17 protein-coding genes are annotated in these 20,051 nt (G+C 65.7%); 12 read left to right on the top strand and 5 right to left on the bottom strand.

All coding sequences use genetic code 11. The features are described 5' to 3' along the window. Window positions 1-24: 24 nt before the first annotated feature. Window positions 25-1,047 (bottom strand): AraC family transcriptional regulator, encoded by a 1,023-nt coding sequence (locus tag QQK25_RS05815; RefSeq protein WP_438696427.1) that lies wholly within the window; start codon window positions 1,045-1,047, stop codon window positions 25-27. Window positions 1,048-1,237: 190 nt separating this feature from the next. Here QQK25_RS05815 and icmF point away from each other — a divergent pair, with 190 nt between their 5' ends. Further along, window positions 1,238-4,504: a fused isobutyryl-CoA mutase/GTPase IcmF gene (gene icmF / locus QQK25_RS05810; RefSeq protein ID WP_284187087.1), complete on the top strand. Its 3,267-nt coding sequence runs from the start codon at window positions 1,238-1,240 to the stop codon at window positions 4,502-4,504. 78 nt (window positions 4,505-4,582) lie between these two features. Here the strand turns inward: icmF and QQK25_RS05805 are convergent, their stop codons facing one another. The 4 genes from QQK25_RS05805 to QQK25_RS05790 all read right to left on the bottom strand — a co-directional run bounded on the left by QQK25_RS05805 (window position 4,583) and on the right by QQK25_RS05790 (window position 7,390). Further along, window positions 4,583-5,233: a hypothetical protein gene (locus QQK25_RS05805; protein ID WP_284187086.1), complete on the bottom strand. Its 651-nt coding sequence runs from the start codon at window positions 5,231-5,233 to the stop codon at window positions 4,583-4,585. Beyond that, window positions 5,230-5,556 (bottom strand): hypothetical protein, encoded by a 327-nt coding sequence (locus tag QQK25_RS05800; protein WP_284187085.1) that lies wholly within the window; start codon window positions 5,554-5,556, stop codon window positions 5,230-5,232. The genes QQK25_RS05805 and QQK25_RS05800 overlap by 4 nt, the downstream gene beginning before the upstream one ends. Before the next feature lie 87 nt (window positions 5,557-5,643). Beyond that, window positions 5,644-6,354 (bottom strand): site-2 protease family protein, encoded by a 711-nt coding sequence (locus QQK25_RS05795; RefSeq protein ID WP_284187084.1) that lies wholly within the window; start codon window positions 6,352-6,354, stop codon window positions 5,644-5,646. A 130-nt stretch (window positions 6,355-6,484) separates the two neighbouring features. Further along, window positions 6,485-7,390: a DUF2167 domain-containing protein gene (locus tag QQK25_RS05790; protein ID WP_284187083.1), complete on the bottom strand. Its 906-nt coding sequence runs from the start codon at window positions 7,388-7,390 to the stop codon at window positions 6,485-6,487. 198 nt (window positions 7,391-7,588) lie between these two features. On the opposite strand from QQK25_RS05790, the gene QQK25_RS05785 reads away from it, so the two are divergent. The 11 genes from QQK25_RS05785 to QQK25_RS05735 all read left to right on the top strand — a co-directional run bounded on the left by QQK25_RS05785 (window position 7,589) and on the right by QQK25_RS05735 (window position 20,015). Next, window positions 7,589-8,554 carry a hypothetical protein gene (locus tag QQK25_RS05785; RefSeq protein WP_284187082.1) on the top strand — a complete coding sequence of 322 codons (966 nt, stop codon included), beginning with the start codon at window positions 7,589-7,591 and terminating at the stop codon, window positions 8,552-8,554. 218 nt (window positions 8,555-8,772) lie between these two features. Continuing rightward, window positions 8,773-9,114, top strand: coding sequence for a hypothetical protein (locus tag QQK25_RS05780; RefSeq protein ID WP_284187081.1), 342 nt, complete (start codon window positions 8,773-8,775; stop codon window positions 9,112-9,114). 112 nt (window positions 9,115-9,226) lie between these two features. Beyond that, window positions 9,227-10,006 carry a class D beta-lactamase gene (gene blaOXA, locus QQK25_RS05775; RefSeq protein WP_284187080.1) on the top strand — a complete coding sequence of 260 codons (780 nt, stop codon included), beginning with the start codon at window positions 9,227-9,229 and terminating at the stop codon, window positions 10,004-10,006. 176 nt (window positions 10,007-10,182) lie between these two features. Next, window positions 10,183-12,153, top strand: a complete 1,971-nt coding sequence (locus QQK25_RS05770; RefSeq protein WP_284187079.1) for an AMP-dependent synthetase/ligase — start codon at window positions 10,183-10,185, stop codon at window positions 12,151-12,153. A gap of 12 nt (window positions 12,154-12,165) precedes the next feature. After that, a complete protein-coding gene (locus tag QQK25_RS05765) occupies window positions 12,166-12,948 on the top strand; it encodes an ABC transporter ATP-binding protein (RefSeq protein WP_284187078.1) in 783 nt (260 codons plus the stop codon). A gap of 194 nt (window positions 12,949-13,142) precedes the next feature. Next, window positions 13,143-14,069, top strand: coding sequence for a branched-chain amino acid ABC transporter permease (locus QQK25_RS05760; protein WP_284187077.1), 927 nt, complete (start codon window positions 13,143-13,145; stop codon window positions 14,067-14,069). A gap of 14 nt (window positions 14,070-14,083) precedes the next feature. Then, window positions 14,084-14,509, top strand: a complete 426-nt coding sequence (locus tag QQK25_RS05755) for a hypothetical protein (RefSeq protein WP_284187076.1) — start codon at window positions 14,084-14,086, stop codon at window positions 14,507-14,509. A gap of 20 nt (window positions 14,510-14,529) precedes the next feature. Continuing rightward, on the top strand, window positions 14,530-15,597 hold the full coding sequence (locus QQK25_RS05750; protein ID WP_284187075.1) for a branched-chain amino acid ABC transporter permease: 1,068 nt from the start codon (window positions 14,530-14,532) through the stop codon (window positions 15,595-15,597). Between the two features lie 68 nt (window positions 15,598-15,665). Next, window positions 15,666-16,988 carry an ABC transporter substrate-binding protein gene (locus tag QQK25_RS05745; RefSeq protein ID WP_284187074.1) on the top strand — a complete coding sequence of 441 codons (1,323 nt, stop codon included), beginning with the start codon at window positions 15,666-15,668 and terminating at the stop codon, window positions 16,986-16,988. A gap of 181 nt (window positions 16,989-17,169) precedes the next feature. After that, window positions 17,170-17,982, top strand: coding sequence for an ABC transporter ATP-binding protein (locus tag QQK25_RS05740; RefSeq protein WP_438696426.1), 813 nt, complete (start codon window positions 17,170-17,172; stop codon window positions 17,980-17,982). Between the two features lie 797 nt (window positions 17,983-18,779). After that, on the top strand, window positions 18,780-20,015 hold the full coding sequence (locus QQK25_RS05735) for a phenylacetate--CoA ligase family protein (protein WP_284187072.1): 1,236 nt from the start codon (window positions 18,780-18,782) through the stop codon (window positions 20,013-20,015). The last annotated feature ends 36 nt before the right edge of the window (window positions 20,016-20,051 follow it).

Genomic DNA, 20,051 nt, shown 5'->3' with positions numbered 1-20,051 from the left:
GGCGGACGGACGGATGACGCAATTCTAGGACGGGTCGCCGCGTTTTTCGTGGCTTTGGCCGGCGAGTTGCCGTCGGTAGCGTTCGGGCGACATGCCAGTCCAGCCGGTGAAGGCGCGGTAGAAGGCCGAGGTGTCGGCGTAGCCCAGGTCGGCGGCCACCTGGGCGATGGGCTGGCGGGTCTTGGTGAGGCGGGCCAGGGCGATGTCCCGGCGCAGGGCTTCCTTGATGCCGCGGAAACTCGCCCCTTCTTCTTCGAGGCGACGGTGCAGGGTGCGCGGCGACATGTGCAGGCGGCTCGCCACGTCGTCCTGGGACAGGCTGGCCGGCAGGGCGTCGCGGATCAGGTCGCGCACCCGCAGCACGGTGGCCCGGTCGCGCCGGTAGAGCATGCTGATGCGGCCCGGCGCACCTTCGAGGAAGCTGGCGAGGGCGGCCTCGTCGCGGCGGATCGGCAGGTCGAGCAGGGTGGCGTTGAAGTGGGCGGTGAGGCGCTGCCCGCCGACGAAGCTGGAGCGTTCGGTATAGACCAGCACGTAGTCGTCGGCGTGGTCCGGGCGGCTGAAGGGGAAATCCACCGAATCCAGCGCCAGCCCACGCCCGGCCAGCCAGCACGACAGGCTGTGGAGGAGGCGCAGCAGCCACTCGAAGGCGAACACCCGCGCCGGGTCGTCCGGGTGGGCGGTGAGGGGCGCGGACTCGACGATGTGCAGCTCGGCCCGGGCGTCGCGGCGTTCGATGCTCACCGCCAGATCGGGCAGCACGATGGACAGGAAACGCCGGGCCCGGTCGAGGGCGTCGGCGAGGGTCGGGGCGCCGAGCATGCCCCGGCACAGGAACTCGAAACTGCCCGGCCGCATGCTGCCGGAAAACAGCCCGAAGCCTTCGTCATCGAGGGCGGCGATGATCCGGTTGTAGAGGGTCGCGTAGCGGTCGACCGGCACCCGACTGGCCGCGTCTGCAAGATCGATGTCGAGTCCGGCAAGGTGAGGGGCTGGGTCGATATTGCGACGCAGCATTCCGGAAAGCATTCCGGTGACGAAACCCATTGATACGCTTGTGCGTTTGCGGGCTGCGGAGCTTGCCAAAGGGGGTTCTCCGATCCGGTGGAGTCAGGGCTGGCGACGCTGCCTGCCGTTTGGCGGATTTTGCACGAATCCCGTCGACAACGGCAATGGCAAAGGCGTGGGCGGCCTTCTACCATTCAAGGACTGATAAACATGAGTTGGGGGAGACAGCATGACCGACCTGAGCGTTGCCAAGAAACTCGTCGCCTATAAGCCCAAGAACAAGGTGCGTTTCGTCACTGCCGCAGCACTTTTCGATGGACATGATGCGTCCATCAACATCATGCGGCGGATTCTCCAGTCCACCGGCTCCGAGGTGATCCACCTCGGCCACAACCGCTCGGTGGGCGAGATCGTCAACGCGGCGCTCCAGGAAGACGTGCAGGGTATCGCCATCACCTCGTACCAGGGCGGCCACGTCGAGTTCTTCAAGTACATGATCGACCTGCTGCGCGAGAACGGCGGCGAGAACATCAAGGTCTTCGGCGGCGGTGGCGGCGTGATCGTCCCGGCCGAGATCAAGGAGCTCCACGACTACGGCGTCACCCGCATCTACTCGCCCGAAGACGGCGCGGTGCTGGGCCTCCAGGGCATGATCAACGACCTCGTCGAGAAGTGCGACCAGGACCTGTCCCACTCCGGCCCGCAAGGCGCCGACGCCGTGGTGGCCGCGCTCAAGTCGGGCGATCGCCGCGTGCTCGCGAAGATCATCACCGGCCTTGAAAACGGCGCCTACCCGGACGCCGTCAAGACCGCGGTCATCGAGGCCGCCAAGAGCCTCAAGACCCCGGCGCTGGGCATCACCGGCACTGGCGGCGCCGGCAAGTCCAGCCTCACCGACGAGCTGGTGCGCCGCTTCCGCCTCGACCAGAACGACCAGCTCAAGCTTGCGATCATCTCCATCGACCCGTCGCGCAAGCGCACCGGCGGGGCGCTGCTGGGCGACCGCATCCGCATGAATGCCATCGAGCATCCGAACATCTTCATGCGTTCGCTGGCCACCCGCGACACCGGCAAGGAAGTTTCCGTCTCCCTCCCCGAAGTCATCGCCGCCACCAAGCTGGCCGGTTTCGATCTCGTGATCGTCGAAACCTCCGGCATTGGCCAGGGCGATGCCGCCATCGTCCCCTTCGTCGATGTGTCGCTGTACGTGATGACCCCCGAATTCGGCGCTGCCAGCCAGCTCGAGAAGATCGACATGCTCGACTTCGCCGATTTCGTGGCCATCAACAAGTTCGACCGCAAGGGCGCGGAAGACGCCCTGCGCGACGTACGCAAGCAGTACCAGCGCAACCGCGAGCTGTTCAACCAGAACACCGACGAGATGCCGGTGTTCGGCACCATGGCTGCCCGCTTCAACGACGACGGCGTGACCGCGCTCTACCAGGCGCTGGCCCCGGCGCTCGCCGCCAAGGGCCTCAAGCTGCACGGCGCCAAGCTGCCCATCGTGGCGGTGAAGGCCTCCAGCCGCGGCCGTGCCATCGTCCCGGCCGAGCGCACCCGTTACCTGGCCGAGATCGCCGACACCGTGCGTGGCTACCACAAGCACACGTCGGAGCAGGCCCGCGTCGCCCGCGAACGTCAGGCCCTGCGCATCTCCAAGCAGCTCTTCGAAGGCTGCAAGAAGGACGCCGGCAGCTTTGCCGAACTCATCGAGTGGAAGGACGGCGAGCTCACCGCCACCAGCCGCAAGCTCCTCGACATGTGGCCGAAGACCGTCGAGCTGTATTCGGCCGACGAGTACGTGGTGAAGATCCGCGACAAGGAAATCCGCACCGTCCTCACCACCGAATCCCTCTCGGGCAGCAAGATCCGCAAGGTCGCCCTGCCGCGCTTCGAGGATGACGGCGAGACCCTGCGCTTCCTGATGAAGGAAAACGTCCCCGGCTCCTTCCCCTTCACCGCCGGCGTGTTCGCCTTCAAGCGCGAAGGTGAAGACCCGACCCGGATGTTCGCCGGCGAAGGCGACGCCTTCCGTACCAACCGCCGCTTCAAGAAGGTTTCCGAAGGCATGCCCGCGCATCGCCTCTCCACCGCCTTCGACTCGGTCACGCTGTACGGCTGCGACCCGGATCCGCGTCCGGACATCTACGGCAAGATCGGCAACTCCGGCGTGTCCATCGCCACGCTGGACGACATGAAGGTGCTGTACGACGGCTTCGACCTGGTCAACCCGACCACCTCCGTGTCGATGACCATCAACGGCCCGGCGCCGATCATTCTGGCGATGTTCTTCAACACCGCGCTGGAGCAGCAGCTCGCCAAGTTCAAGGCGCAGAACGGCCGCGACGCCACCGACGACGAATACCAGAAGATCCGCGAATGGGTGCTCGCCACCGTGCGCGGCACCGTGCAGGCCGACATCCTGAAGGAAGACCAGGGTCAGAACACCTGCATCTTCTCGACCGAGTTCGCCCTCAAGATGATGGGCGACATCCAGGAGTTCTTCGTCCATAACAAGGTGCAGAACTTCTACTCGGTGTCGATCTCCGGCTACCACATCGCCGAAGCCGGCGCGAACCCGATCAGCCAGCTGGCCTTCACGCTGTCCAACGGCTTCACGTATGTCGAGAGCTACCTCGCCCGCGGCATGCACATCGACGACTTCGCGCCCAACCTGAGCTTCTTCTTCAGCAACGGCATGGACCCGGAATACTCGGTGATCGGCCGCGTCGCCCGCCGCATCTGGGCCGTGGCGATGAAGAACAAGTACGGCGCCAACGAGCGCAGCCAGAAGCTGAAGTACCACATCCAGACCTCCGGCCGCTCGCTGCACGCCCAGGAGATGGACTTCAACGACATCCGCACCACGCTGCAGGCGCTGATCGCCATCTACGACAACTGCAACTCGCTGCACACCAACGCCTACGACGAAGCGATCACCACCCCGACCGAGGAATCCGTGCGCCGGGCGATGGCGATCCAGCTCATCATCAACCGCGAATGGGGCCTCGCCAACAACGAGAACCCCAACCAGGGCGCCTTCATCATCGAGGAACTCACCGACCTCGTCGAAGAAGCGGTGCTCAAGGAGTTCGAGGCCATCAGCTCCCGCGGTGGCGTGCTGGGCGCGATGGAAACCGGCTTCCAGCGCGGCAAGATCCAGGAAGAGTCGCTCTACTACGAGCACAAGAAGCACGATGGCTCCTACCCGATCATCGGCGTCAATACCTTCCTCAACCCGAAGGGCATGGCCCAGCAGGAAATCGAGCTGGCCCGCTCCAGTGAAGACGAAAAGCAGAGCCAGCTCCAGCGCCTGGCCGACTTCCAGGCCCGCAACGCCGAGGAAGCGCCCAAGTGGCTCGCCAAGCTCAAGCAGACAGTCATCGAAAACGGCAACGTCTTCGCGGTGCTGGTGGATGCGGTGAAGTACTGCTCCCTGGGCCAGATCACCACCGCGCTGTACGACGTGGGTGGTCAGTACCGGCGGAGCATGTAAGCCGCCACGCCCTCCCCGCTTCCGGGAGGGGGAGACACGACAGACGGCGCTTCGGCGCCGTTTGTCGTTGGCGGACGCCTACTTCTTGCCCGTCTCCGCGGTGGAGGGCGGCTTGCCGGCCTCGCTGCAGGCAGTCAGCCCTTTCTCACGGAAGGTGTCCTGTTTATCAGCGGGGAGCTTGTCCGCGATGTCCCGCACCGCCTCGAAACACCGCCGGATCTGGTCGGCTGCCGCAGCGCGACCAATGCCGGCGGCCAGGTGCTGGGCGGCGATTCCTGTCGAGAAGTAGTTTGCGGCCACGGCCTGGGCGCTGGTGGCGTCAGCGCTCGCCATCCCGCGGCCCTCGAAACTGCCGAACACCGACATGGAATCCTTCTTCCGGTTGCCGGGATCGGAAGCTCCTTTGGTGTCCTTGCCGCCATCGGAAGCGTCGGCGTTGGCGTCGTCACCGTGGACGATCAGGATATGCTCGCCGCCCTTGCCATCACTGCCGACCGGCTGCCCCTTGTTCTTCAGCACCGCCACCGGAACCAGCGCCACGTCGTCGCGTTTGTAGCCGATGGAGATGCTCACGCCCGGGTTGGTTGTGCTGGTGGTGGTTGAAATATCCAGCCCGCCCACCGTCTTCGAGCCATACACCAGCGGGGCCATCGGCACGCTCACGCAGCCGGCGAGGCATAGCGTTACGGCGGCAAGGGTGAGGGGGGATTGCGGGATTCTTGTGTTCATTCTTCCGCTCCAGACTGTTGGGGTGAGTCAAAGGTGACCAGCAGGCAGCGATCGCCTTCCACTGCCGGTAGCCCGACGCCCCGCCACCGGGTGTAGCCGATGGCCGTGCTGCCGGGAAGGGACGCGATGCCGACACTGGTCACCGCAACGGCGGTGGTGCGTCCGGGATCGAGATTCAGGTGGAGGATGCCGAAGCGGGATTCGCTTTTCACCACTCCGTCGCTGTGGATCACGACGGTGGTGCAGCCGCCCGCAAGCAGGGCGGCGGAGCAGGAGAGGGCGATGGCGACGAGGCCGGCGGAGGGCCGGCGGCGGGCTTGCATGGGCGATCCTCGGAAGACGGGATGTCTTCCGTTCAGCATAGGATCGGGGCCTTGCTTAGTCCACGTCCATCGAGCAGCGGTGAGGTGTCAGCCGCGCACGGCGGCCAGCATCTCGTGCACGTCGTGGGTCATCACGGCCAGCCAGGCGGTCAGGCCCAGGTAGAGCACGGCGTATTCGATGCGCTTGGCCGGTGGGGTGTCGTAGTAGCCGGGGGCTGGCGCGGCCTCGCCGCGGAAGGCGCGCCACATGTGGGGGGCGGCCAGCAGGGCGACGAGCACCAGCATCGGGCTGGGGCGCCACAGGAAGATCCCGATCAGCACCGGCGCGCCGACGAGCCAGAACTTCGGCGACACCACGCCGGTCATCCGCCCGCCGTCGAGGGGTGGCACCGGGATCAGGTTGAACAGGTTGAGGAAGAAGCCCGAATAGGCCAGTGCCAGCAGCAGGTCGCTGCCTTCCGAGCGGGCCACGAAATAGCACAGCAGCGAGGCGGCGGTGCCGGCCAGGGGGCCGGCCATCGCCACGTAGGCTTCGGTCTCGGCGTTCATGGGCTGCTCCTTCAGCTCGATCCACGCGCCGAGGAAGGGGATGAAGGTGGGCGCGCCCACGTTGAGGCCGCGCCGGCGGGCGGCCAGGTAGTGGCCCATCTCGTGGCAGAAGATCAGCGCGACGAAGCCGGCGGCGTAACGCCAGCCCCAGATCAGGGCGTAGGCGCCGATGGACAGCAGCATGGTGCCGGCGGTGGTGAGCAGCTTGCCGAACTTGGCGCCGCCGAGGAGAAGCAGGAGGAGTTTCATGACCGGGCGCATCCATGAAAAACGGCCCGTGCAGGGCCGTTCATCCGAGATGCCGAATTAGTTTGCCAGTGGATTCTCCTGGACATGCCGCTTGCGGGCAAGTTCTCGACTGGCGGCGAAATCGCTCACATCAGGGCGTGGTGTCCTTCTTGCGGCCCAGCACGCGGCTGGCGCCGGCGCCCAGACCGACCATCGCCAGGAGGCCGACCTTCCAGAACTTGGCGACAAACAGCCCCAGGCTGGCGAACAGCCCGAGCTTCTTGGCGGCCATGCCGCCCACCAGCGCGGCCAGGCCGTACTCGGCCATGCGGTCGGTGGCGGCGTTGAAGTCGGCGTAGCGCTTGCCTTCGTTGAAGGTCAGGGCGGCCAGCAGTTCGCGTGTGGCGGGCTTTTCCAGTTCGACCCGATCCATGCTGGTGACGAGGTTCATCGAGAAGTAGCCCTCGCGGCCCAGCACGTAGGTGTTGTAGTTGACCCCGTCGCCGCGGCCCTGGGGATCCTTGGCGCGGGCAGCCACCGACCACACCAGCCGGTGGGTGGCGGGGTCGTAGCTCGGCACCTCGACCCAGCCGACCACGTTGAATTCAGGCAGGCCGCGACTGCGACGCTCGGCGTTGGCGGCTTCGGTGCCGTCCTTGAGGTTTTTGAGGAGCTCGTCGGCGTTCCAGTCGCGGGCTTCCTCGTCCTTCACGTAACCGGCGGGGGTGAATTCCACCGCCACAAAGCCGGCCAGATCGGGGCTCACCACCAGCCCGTGGAAACCCTTTCCGCCGTTCTTGTTGCCCTGGGCTTCCATCAGCGCCTGGGCCTCGGCCTTCGGGATGAAGCCAAAGCCTTCGGGCAGCTTGAGCACGCCCTGGTCGCCCAGCTCGATTTCCCGCGGGCCCATCTGCACGGCAGCCTGGGCGGCCAGGGCCGCGGCCTCGATGCGTGCCTCGGCAGCCGTCGGCGGGGCATCGACGGCGAGGGCCGTGGACAGGCAGGGAAGGCAGAGCGCCAGCGTGACAAGGGAGCGGCGAAGGGCGGAGATCATCATCTAGGGGCCGATCCGGAGGTGAAAAAGTGTGACGAGAACGGATCACATCCGATGATAACGCCCACGGTGGGTGAGACTTTGTGTGCTAATTGGCACTCGGAGGGCGGATTGCCGGTCGTCTTGGCATTCTTTCGGGGCGATCTATGATGGAACGAGGGGCGGGCATCCGGCCGGCTCCGTCGCCGGATCGCGGGTGACATGAACAGGAAGCGCAGACGCTCGTTCTTCCGTGATGCCGTCACGGCCGACTGGCTGCGGCGGGGCATGCGCGTGCCCTTCATCCTGGCCTCGGTGATGTGCTCCCTGGCCTGGGCTGACGGCGGCGAGGTGCCGGTCAAGAAATCCCAAGGCCGCAAGCTCGGCCTGAGCATTCAGGTGCAGGGCGGCGGCTGGGGGCGCGGGCGCAAGGAATCCATCGAGACGGTGCTGAACGCCGTCGCCGACGAACTGCTGCCGCGCCTGCCGAGCGGGCTCACCGCGCCCATCGTCGTCACCCACACCGACGGCCCGCCGATGGCGCTCTACGGCCGCGGGCCCGGCGGCGAGTTCCGCATCCGCCTGCACGCCCGGGACGAGAACTGGCATCTCTACGCCTACGAGTTCGCCCACGAGCTGTGTCACGTGATGTCCAACCACGACGCCCACCCGGCAGGCAGCCCGCCCCGGCGGGACAACCAGTGGTTCGAGGAAACCCTCTGCGAGACGGCCTCCCTGTTCACCCTGCGCCATCTCGCCCAGCGCTGGGAGGCCGAGCCGCCGGGGCCCGAATGGGCGGGCGAGGCCGACCGGCTGCGGCGCTTCTTCGACCTGCTGGTCTCCGAAGGCCACCGCCGCCTGCCCCCCGACGCGCCGCTGGCCGCCTGGCTGCAGGCCCACGAGGACGAGCTGCGCCATAACCCCTATCTGCGCGAGAAGAACGAGGTGCTGGCCAACCTGCTGCTGCCCCTCTTCGAGCGCAACCCGGAAAACTGGCAGGCCCTCGGCTACATGAACCTCGACCCCGACGACGCCCGCAGCAGCCTGCGCAGCTATCTCTCCCGCTGGTACGCCAACACCCCGCTGGCGCACCGCTCGCTGGTGGCCGGCGTGCTGGCCCTGCTGGCACTGGACGACGTGGTGCCGCCCGAGCGGGGCAGCGGCCCGCTGCGCACCGCCGCCAAGTGATCGCCCCGGCGTGGCGATTCTCCTTTGTTGAGTAAATCCGTCGACTATGATGAAACAGTGACCGAAGCCGATCCAGGCCAGCCCCTCGGGCGGCATGATCCGGTGGTCACCGCGGGTGGGCATCAACCTGCCCGTCCGCGGTCCGGAGCGGTTTCCGGGGTGATCCGGGGGTCGTTCCACCACTCTTTTTCAGGGAGGAACACTCAACGGAGGACAACATGAAAAAGAGTCTCTTGGCGAAAATCGGTGCCGGATTCCTGATGGGAAGCGTTCTGGCCGTCGCGCCCGCCGGCGCAGCCGATCTTTATGACAGCCTGCAGGCCTTTTCTTACGAAATGAGCCAGCATCGGGCGATGGGGAGTGATCCCTACGACAGCATGGAGCCCACTGCTGCAGGCGGCTCGCAAGGCCCGGTCCGGAGCGACATGATGAAGGACGACGCGGCTTACCGCAGTGGCGACACCTATCCGGGCTCGTATTACGGCAGCTACTACGGCGGGTCGGCCTGGTCCGATCTGAACCAGCAGCTTGGCCCGATCGGAGGCCGCGACACCAATTGACCGCCAGCCCGATCGTCGTTTCACCCCACGCCGCCTGACCGCGGCGTTTTCATGGCCGACATCGGGCGCCGCACCGCTAGAATGATGGGCCAGCCACGCCTGCGCCCGTCCCGTGAAACGACTCGTCTGTGCTGCCCTTTTCGCCTTCGCCCACAGCGCCTCAGCCGAGGACACGCGCATCGCTGCGGTGTTTGCCGGCCAGCAAGTCGAGGGGACGCTGGTGGTGAGCGCGCTGAGCGACGGCCACAGCTTCATCCACGGCGACGCCCGGGCGGCGCAGCGCTTTGCCTGTGCGTCCACCTTCAAGGTCTTCAATACCCTGATCGCCCTGGAAGAAAAGGCCATCACCGCCGACAGCGTGCTCAAGTGGGACGGCCAGCCGCACGACATCCCCGACTGGAACCGCGACCAGACCCTCGCCAGCGCCTTCCGGGTGTCCTGCGTGTGGTGCTACCAGCAGATGGCCGCACGGGTCGGCGACGACGCCTACCGCCGCTACATCCGCGACGCCGGCTACGGCCAGCTCACCGAGCCCTTCGACACCACGGCCTTCTGGCTGGATGGTTCGCTGCAGATCAGCGCGCAGGAGCAGGTGGCCTTTCTCAAGCAGGTTATCCGCCAGCAGCTGCCCTTCAGTGCCGGGCACTACGCCACCCTCAAGGCCGTGATGCTCGCCGAGCGCACGCCGGCCTACGCCCTCTACGCCAAGACCGGCTGGGCCGCCCGCGCCACGCCGCAGATCGGCTGGTACGTGGGCTACGTGGAAACCCCGGACGACACCTGGGTCTTCGCGACCAACATCACTGTTCGCAATCCGGCCGATCTGGCCTTGCGACCGGCGCTGACCAAGGCCTCCCTCAAGGCCCTCGGCATTCTTCCGGGCACGCCCTGACGTCCGGGCCGGCTGGCCGAATTACACCTCGCCGTACCTCACTCACAATTCCGTACATTTGAAAAACAGTTGAGCAAACATGGTTTGCCAGACTGTCCTCACGTCACAAAACACACTATCCGCGGCCGTTTCCGGACTGCGGGCACGACGCGAGACAAGACCGGAGGAGGATGGGGATGGCAAACACCGGCGAGAGTTCGGCCGAGATGGGCAGCCTGGATACCTTTCCGCGCCTGCTGATGCACCACGCCCGGCAGCGGCCCAATCGGCCGGCGATGCGCGAAAAGGAATACGGCATCTGGCAAACCTACACCTGGGCCGAAGTGGCCGAGCGGGTGCGCGCCATTGCCAGCGGGCTGGCCGAGCTGGGCTTCAAGCGCGGCGACCGCCTGGCGGTGGTCGGCGACAACCGGCCGCGGCTGTACTGGTCGGTGGCGGCCTGCCAGTGCCTGGGCGGCATCCCGGTGATGATGTACCAGGACGCGGTAGCCCAGGAGATGTCCTACGTGATGCAGGACGCGGAGATCCGCTTCGCCTGCGTCGAGGACCAGGAGCAGGTGGACAAGATGCTCGAGATCAAGGAGGGCCTGCCCCTCCTCGAGCACGTCATCTACGACGACCCCCGCGGCCTGCGCCACTATAACCAGACCTTCCTGCACGGCCTGGATGAAGTCCTCGAGATGGGCCGCATCCACGACCGCAACCACCCGGACTTCCTCGGCAACGAGATCGACAAGGGCAGCCCCGACGACGTGTCGGTGATGCTCTACACCTCGGGCACCACCGGCAAGCCGAAGGGCGTGTGCCAGACCCACGGTGCCTTCATTGCCGCGGCCCAGGGCGGCTGCCAGTTCGACAAGCTTTCGGACGAGGACGACATCCTCTCCTACCTGCCGATGGCGTGGGTGGGCGATCACCTGTTCTCCTACGCCCAGGCGCTGGTGGCCGGCTTCACCATCAACTGCCCGGAATCGGGCGAGACGGTGATGAACGACCTGCGCGAGATCGGCCCCACCTACTACTTCGCTCCGCCGCGAGTCTTCGAGAACCTGCTCACCCAGGTGATGATCCGCATGGAAGACGCCGGCGGCATCAAGCGCAAGCTGTTCGCCCACTTCATGGACGTGGCCCGCCGCTGCGGCGCGGACATCCTCGACGGCAAGCCGGTCTCCGGCGGCGACCGCCTGCAGTACTGGCTCGGCAACCTGATGATCTACGGCCCGCTCAAGAACGTGCTCGGCATGAGCCGCATCCGCGTGGCCTACACCGCCGGCGCGGCCATCGGGCCCGATCTGTTCCGCTTCTACCGCTCCATCGGCATCAACCTCAAGCAGCTCTACGGCCAGACCGAGACCTGCGCCTACGTGTGCCTGCAGCCCGATGGCCAGATCAAGCTCGATTCCGTCGGCACCCCGGCGCCGAATGTCGAGGTCAAGCTGGCCGACAACGGCGAGATCCTGGTGCGTGGCCCGATGCTGCTCAAGGCCTACTACAAGCGCCCGGATGCCACCGCCGAATCCATCAACGCCGAGGGCTACTTCATGACCGGCGACGCAGGCTTCTTCGACGCCGACGGCCACCTGAAGATCATCGATCGCGCCAAGGACGTGGGCAAGCTCACCAGCGGCGGCATGTTTGCGCCCAACTACATCGAGAACAAGCTCAAGTTCTTCCAGCACATCAAGGAAGTCGTGTGCTTTGGCAACGGCCGTGATTTCGTCACCGCGTTTGTGAACATCGACCTGGAAGCCGTGGGCAACTGGGCCGAGCGGAAGGGCATGGCTTACTCGGGCTACACCGACCTCGCCTGTCAGCCGCAGGTGTACGACCTGATCCGCGAGTGCGTCGAGCAGGTGAATGCCGATCTCGCCGCCGATCCCAAGATGTGTGATTCGCAGATCAAGCGCTTCCTCGTGCTCCACAAGGAACTCGACGCCGACGACGGCGAGCTGACCCGCACCCGCAAGGTCCGCCGCAACTTCGTGGCCGAGAAGTACGCGGTACTCATCGACGCCCTTTACGGCGGCAAGAAGAGCCAGTTCATCGAAACCCAGGTGACCTACGAGGACGGCCGCACCAACAAGGTGTCCGCCGACCTGCGTATCGAGGACGCCAAGATCTTTCCGCCCGCGCGGAAAGCGGCCTGACGGAGAGCGACCATGGCCAGACAGATTGGCGACGTGATCGTCGACCTCCAGAACATCTCCCTGCGTTTCGGCGGCGTGAAGGCGCTCACCGACATCAGCTTCAACGTGAAGCAGCACGAGATCCGCTCCATCATCGGCCCCAACGGCGCCGGCAAGAGCTCGATGCTCAACGTCATCAACGGCGTGTATCACCCCCAGGAAGGCCAGATCTTCTTCAAGGGTGCGCTGCGCAAGAAGATGGAGCCCCACGAGGCGGCCGAGCAGGGCATCGCCCGCACCTTCCAGAACATCGCGCTGTTCAAGGGCATGACCGTGCTCGACAACATCATGACCGGGCGCAACCTCAAGATGAAGTGCAACTTCCTGCAGCACGCGCTCTACTGGGGCGCCGCGCAGAAGGAAGAGATCGCGCACCGCATCAAGGTGGAAGAGGTGATCGAGTTCCTCGAGATCCAGAACATCCGCAAGACGCCGGTGGGCCGCCTGCCCTATGGCCTGCAGAAGCGCGTCGAGCTGGCCCGGGCGCTCGCCGCCGAGCCGGACATCCTGCTCCTCGACGAACCCATGGCCGGCATGAACGTGGAAGAGAAGCAGGACATGTGCCGCTTCATCCTCGACGTGAATGACCACTACGGCACCACCATCGTCCTCATCGAGCACGACATGGGCGTGGTGATGGACATCTCCGACCGCGTGGTGGTGCTCGACTACGGCAAGAAGATCGGCGATGGCGCACCGGACGAAGTGAAGAACAACCCGGAAGTGATCAAGGCTTACCTGGGCACGTCCCATTAGCCGGGGATGTCGGGTTACGCCCTTCGGGCCAACCCGACCTACGCAAGGAGCGATGCCGACGTAGGTCGGGTTGGCGCAGCGTAACCCGACATCTGAAGCACCGCAGGTCGGGGTGGCGCAGTAACCCGACACCGAACGACAGAAGAAGCGGCAGCGGGCAATCCGGCCCGACCCGCCGCAGAGGAGAGAGGCAGATGCAATTTTTCATCGAAGTACTGATCGGCGGCCTGCTGTCGGGCGTCATGTACGCCCTGGTGGCCCTCGGTTTCGTGCTGATCTACAAGGCCTCGGGGGTGTTCAACTTCGCCCAGGGGGCGATGGTGTTCTTCGCCGCGCTCACCTTCGTCGGCTTTCAGGAGGTGCTGCCCGGCTGGCTGGGGCTGGAGGCGGACAGCAGCGGGGTGTTCTGGCTGGCCTTCCTGCTGGCCTTCATCGCGATGATCGTGCTCGGTTCGCTCACCGAGCGCATCGTGCTGCGGCCCCTCGTCAATCAGCCGCACATCACGCTCTTCATGGCCACCATCGGCCTCACCTACGTGATCGAGGGCCTCGCCCAGATGACCTGGGGCGCCACCGTGCGCGGGCTGGATCTGGGCATCGTCGATGAGCCCATCGCCTGGCTGATGGACAACTACGAGATCGGCGTCTCCAAGTTCGACCTCTTCGCCGCGGGCGTGGCCGCCTCGCTGGTGGCGCTGCTGGCCCTGCTGTTCCAATACACCAAGGTGGGCCGGGCCCTGCGGGCGGTGGCCGATGACCACCAGGCCGCGCTGTCCATCGGCATCCCGCTGCAGACCATCTGGCGCGTGGTGTGGGCGGTGGCGGGCTTCGTGGCGCTGGTGGCCGGGATGATCTGGGGCGCCCGCAACGGCGTGCAGTTCGCCCTCACCTTCACGGCCCTCAAGGCGCTGCCGGTGCTCATCCTCGGCGGCTTCACCTCGGTGCCCGGCGCCATCGTCGGCGGCCTCATCATCGGCGCCTCCGAAAAGCTGGCCGAAGTGTATGTGGGCCCGTTCGTGGGAGGCGGCATCGAAGGCTGGTTCCCCTACATGCTGGCCCTGGCCTTCCTGCTCGTGCGCCCCGAAGGGCTGTTCGGCGAGAAGCACATCGACCGCGTGTGACCAGGAGCAAGGCGATGAACCGATTTCATGCCTCTGGCGCCGCGACGATGAAGGGCCTGGCCGCCGCGAAGCCTTCTTCCGCGATCAGACAGTCGATGCTGGCGGGCGAAAGGTCTTTGTTTAAGGGTGAACTGCTTATGTTCGAGGGCGAAGTGTTTATGTTCGACCGTCAACATAAAGGTTTGGCGAGCGAAACCCTTATGTTTGAGGCTGAAACCTTTCTTCGCACCGACGCGACGTTTCTTCGCAGCGCTGCAACCTTTCTTAGCAGCGACGAAGTGTTTCTTCGCAGCACCGAAACAAAGGGTTTGAGCGCGCAACAGCGTCCTCGCCAGCCTGCATGCTTCCTGCGTGTTGATGCATCCCAGCCCGCGCGCCCCGCAGAGGCCATTGCCGAACACCATAACAAGACTGTCAGCCAGCAGCGGACCGCTGCCTGAGCGGAGAAGGAGACCCACCCATGCTTTACCGTGAAGCCGGCCAGTTCAAGGCCAGTTATGCCGAAGATGCCCGGATCTTTCCGATCCGCCAGGACCGCATCGGGTTCTGGGTGCTGATGCTGGTGTTCGGCGTGGCGGTGCCGCTGCTCGCCGACCAGTACTGGCTCAAGGCCATCCTCATTCCGGTGCTGATCTTCTCCCTCGCCGCGCTGGGCCTGAACATCCTCACCGGCTACGCGGGGCAGTTGTCCCTCGGGTCGGCGGCCTTCATGGCCGTGGGGGCCTTCGCGGCCTACAACTTCATCCTGCGCATCGACGGCATGCCGTTTCTGGTGGCGCTGGTGCTTGCCGGGGCCACGGCGGCGCTGGTGGGCATCCTGTTCGGGCTACCCAGTTTGCGCATCAAGGGCTTCTACCTGGCGGTGGCGACCCTCGCGGCGCAGTTCTTCATCGTGTGGGCGCTGGTGAAGTTTCCGTGGTTCTCCAACAACTCGTCGTCGGGCGTCGTCACCGCCCAGGACGTGACCATCCTCGGCTACACCTTCGCCTCGCCGGAGGCCAAGTACATCCTCACCTTCCTGATCGTGGTGGTGATGGCGCTGCTGGCCAAGAACATGGTCCGCTCCTCCACCGGCCGGGCCTGGATGGCGGTGCGCGACATGGACGTGGCGGCCCAGGTGATCGGCTTCCGCCTGATGCGCACCAAGCTGCTGGCCTTTGCGGTGAGCTCCTTCTACTGCGGCGTGGCCGGCGCGCTCTACGCCTACACCTACATCGGCACCGTCGAGCCTGAAGCCTTCAACCTCGACCTGTCGTTCAAGATCCTCTTCATGATCATCATCGGCGGGGTCGGCTCGATCATGGGCTCCTTCCTCGGGGCGGCCTTCATCGTGCTGCTGCCGATCTTCCTGGACAACTTTGTGCCGATGATCTTCGGCCAGTCCCTGGGGGCGGGCTTCGTGTCCAACTTCCAGCTGATCGTGTTCGGCGGGCTGATCATCTTCTTCCTGATCGTCGAACCCCACGGCCTCGCCCGCCTGTGGCAGATCGCCAAGGAGAAGCTCCGCCTGTGGCCTTTCCCCCACTAAGCGCCTTCTTCACGAACGTACGTAACCCTGTTTCGTCGTAGCACCCACACCAATAAAGGAGACACACCATGAAACTCAAGCACACCGTTCTGCTGGGTGCTGCCATCGCCGGCCTCTTGGGCAGTGCCGTGGCGAGCGCCGACGAACAGTTCATCGGCCTGCCCAGCTATCGCGTCGGCCCCTACGCGGCCGGCGGCGCCGGGATCTTCGGTGGCTGGATCGACTACATGCAGCTCATCAACGAGCGCGACGGTGGCGTGAATGGCGTGAAGCTCACCTGGGAAGAGTGTGAGACCGAATACAACAACGCCCGCGGCGTCGAGTGCTACGAGCGTCTGAAGAAGAAAGGCTCCACCGGCAACTCGGTGTTCCAGCCGGTTTCCACCGGCATCACCTACTCGGTGCTCGAGAAGGTTGCCCAGGACAAGATCCCGATGGTCACCATCGGCTACGGCCGCACCGATGCCGCCGACGGCCGCGTGTTCCCGTGGGTCTTCCCGATGATCACCACCTACTGGTCCCAGGCTTCGGCCATCGTGAACTTCATGGGCCAGAAGGAAGGCGGCATGGACAAGCTGAAGGGCAAGAAGATCGGCCTGCTCTATCACGACTCCGCCTATGGCAAGGAATCCCACGCGATCATGGACAAGCTGGCCGCCAAGCACGGCTTTGAAGTCCTGAAGATCGCGGTGGCTCACCCGGGCAACGAGCAGCAGTCCCAGTGGCTGCAGATCCGTCAGGCCAAGCCCGACTACGTGATCCTGTGGGGCTGGGGCGTGATGAACCCGACGGCGATCAAGGCGGCGGCCAAGACCGGCTTCCCCCGCGAGAAGCTGCTCGGTGTGTGGTGGTCTGGTGCCGAGGAAGACACCATCCCCGCCGGCCCCGCCGCCAAGGGCTTCATCGCCGCCGGCTTCAACGTGCCGGGCGCCAACTACCCGGTCGTCGCCGACATCAAGAAGCACGTGTACGGCAAGGACAAGGGCAACATGGAAGACAAGACCCGCATCGGCTCGGTGTATTACAACCGCGGCGTGGTGCACGGGATCATCACCGTCGAGGCGATCCGCAAGGCTCAGGAGAAGTTCGGCAAGGGCAAGGCGATGACCGGCGAGCAGATGCGCTGGGGCTTCGAGAACCTCAACCTGGATGACGCCCGCCTGAAGGCCCTGGGCGCCACCGGCTTCATGCCGCCGCTCAAGCTGTCGTGTGCCGATCACGAAGGCCCGGGCAAGGTGAAGTTCCAGCAATGGGACGGCAACCAGTGGAAGGTCATCACCGACTGGATCGACTCCGACCGTCCGCTGGTGCGCGGCATGATCGAAGAATCCGCCGCCGCCTACGCCAAGGAAAAGGGCATCAAGCCGCGCGACTGCTCGAAGGAGGGCTGATCGGGGCTTCGGGCGCCGGCCAAGATCGGCGCCCGTCCCTGTAGGTCGGACTTCAGTCCGACACTGCCGTATTGATCAGGTGATGTCGGACTGAAGTCCGACCTACAGTCCGAGTTGCCGAATCCCGACATCCCAAGAACAAGAACGACCGAGGGTGGCCCGCGCCGCCCCGCACTGGAGGATGGCCGACGCCATGTCTTACCTCAGCATCAACAACATCGAGGTCATCTACGACCACGTGATCCTCGTGCTCAAGGGCGTCTCGCTGCAGGTGCCCCAGGGCAAGATCGTCGCGCTGCTGGGTGCCAACGGCGCCGGCAAGAGCACCACGCTCAAGTCGATCTCCAACCTGCTGCGGGCCGAGCGGGGTGACGTGACCAAGGGCAGCGTCGAGTTCAAGGGCCGGCGCATCGACCAGCTCACGCCGGCCGATCTGGTGAAGCAGGGCGTGATCCAGGTGATGGAGGGCCGTCACTGTTTTGGCCACCTGTCCATCGAGGAGAACCTCCTCACCGGCGCCTACACCCGCAGCCAGTCCCGCGCCGAGCTGAAGGAGAGCCTGGAGAAGGTCTACGCCTACTTCCCGCGCCTGAAGACCCGCCGCACCTCGCAGGCCGGCTACACCTCGGGCGGTGAGCAGCAGATGTGCGCCATCGGCCGCGCCCTGATGGCCAAGCCCGAGATGATCCTGCTGGACGAACCGTCGATGGGCCTCGCCCCGCAGATCGTCGAGGAGATCTTCGAGATCGTGAAGGATCTCAACAGCAAGGAAAACGTGAGCTTCCTGCTGGCCGAACAGAACACCATGGTCGCCCTGCGCTACGCCGACTTCGGCTACATCCTCGAGAACGGCCGCGTGGTGATGGAAGGCGACGCCGCCGACCTGCGGACGAATGAGGATGTGAAGGAGTTCTACCTGGGGCTGTCGTCCGAGGGGCGGAAGAGTTTCCGGGAAGTGAAGCACTACCGGCGGCGGAAGCGCTGGTTGTCCTAAGGGGGCTGCGGGGCGCTTCCCTGTAGGTCGGACTTCAGTCCGACATCGCGGGTTGATGCGGTGGTGGCTTCGGTTGGCAGGGGTTGGCCGGGGAGTTCGTTCCACGGCCGGGTTTGCACACCCGGCCGGCTCCAGCGGCGCGGAGCAGTGCTCCGCGAAACCCCGCTTCCGCCCCCGGCGGGCGACCTACTTCTTTGCTTCGCCAAAGAAGTAGGCAAGAAAGGCGACCCGGCTTCACCGGTCGGCCTGCGGCCGACTCCCTTGCGCTGCTCACAGCAGGCGGCCGGTGTCGCGAACTCGCCCTGCGGGCTCAGACAGCGACCCCGGAACCCCACCGCCTGCCGCTGCGCTGCTCAGCGGTTCAGACGGGCTCCGGGGAAGCACCGAGCGCTTGCTGGAGTGGATGTGGAGTCGAGATGAGGTTTGGGAAACGACGCGGTTTTGGGTAGGTCGGGTTAGCGCAGCCTAACCCGAGGTGGCTTGGTGCCAGCGCGTGTTGGTCCGGCGGGTTCGGGTGTCGGGTTACGCTGCGCTAACCCGACCTACGCGAACTGGGTGAAGCAAGAGAGTAGGTCGCCCGCCGGGGTGAGTCCCGGCCAACGAACATGCTGTAGGTCGGACTTCAGTCCGACACGCCCGGGTTGATGTGGCATTGATGTCGGACTGAAGTCCGACCTACACGGTGCCTTTGGTTGGCAGGGGGGCCGGGGGGCGATTCCGGCCAACGGTACGTTGAGAACAGGACAAACCGTCCGCCAAACGGACGGACGAAAAAACCAGAAGGACGCGGAGACCCAATGAACTACTACGACGCCCGTGAAACCCGCGATCCCCTTGATCGCGAGCGCGAACTCCTCGCCCGGCTGCCCGCCCAGGTGGCTCACGCCAAAGCCCACGCGCCGGCGTTTGCGGCGCTGCTGAAGGACGTGGACCCGGCCGCCATCACCACCCGCGAGGCGCTCGCCACGTTGCCGGTGATCCGCAAGTCCGAGCTCTCCGAACTGCAGAAGGCCGCGCGGCCTTTTGGCGGGCTGGCGGCGGTGCGGTGGGGCAGCGCCTGCGCGCGGGTGTTCGCGTCGCCGGGGCCGATCTACGAGCCCGAGGGCGCGCGCAAGGATTACTGGCGGCTCGCCCGGGCCTTTTACGCGGCGGGTTTCCGCGCCGGCGATCTGGTCCACAACACCTTCTCGTATCACTTCACGCCGGCCGGCTCAATGATGGAAACCGCCGCCCACGCGCTGGGCTGCACGGTGTTCCCGGCGGGCGTCGGCCAGACCGAGATGCAGCTTGCCGCGATGCTCGACCTGCGCCCCGATGCCTACGCCGGCACGCCGTCCTTCCTGCGCATCCTGCTGGAGAAAGCCGACGAGCAGGGCGTGAAGCTGGACAGCCTGAAGAAGGCTTTTGTCTCCGGCGAGGCCTTTCCGCCCAGCCAGCGGGAGGCCCTCGCCGCCCGCGGCATCCAGGCTTACCAGGCTTACGCCACAGCCGATCTGGGCCTCGTCGCCTTCGAGACGCCGGCCCGGGAAGGCATGGTGCTGGATGAAGACGTGATCCTCGAGATCGTCCGCCCCGGCACCGGCGATCCGGTGGCGCCCGGCGAGGTGGGCGAGGTGGTGGTGACCACCTTCAACCCCGATTACCCGCTGATCCGCTTCGGCACCGGCGATCTGTCGGCCATCCTGCCCGGCATCTCGCCCTGCGGCCGCACCAACACGCGCATCAAGGGCTGGCTGGGGCGGGCCGACCAGACCACCAAGGTGAAGGGCATGTTCGTGCATCCGGGCCAGGTGGCGGCGGTGCTCAAGCGCCACCCGGAGATCGGCCGCGGCCGGCTGGTGGTGGACAACCCGGATCTCGCCGACCGGATGACCCTCCACTGCGAACTCGCCGCGCCGGCCGAAGGCCTTGCCGAGGCGGTGGCCAGCTCGATCCGCGAGCTCACCAAGCTGCGCGGCGAAGTCACCTTCTGCGCGCCCGGCAGCCTCGCCAACGACGGCAAGGTGATCGACGACCAGCGCAAGTACGAGTGAGCCGCCGGGCGGCCGGCATCCCCGGCGGCCCCTTGC

The organism is Zoogloea oryzae (assembly GCF_030161255.1).
Lineage (GTDB): Bacteria > Pseudomonadota > Gammaproteobacteria > Burkholderiales > Rhodocyclaceae > Zoogloea > Zoogloea oryzae.
This window is presented reverse-complemented; position numbering and strand designations above follow the sequence as displayed.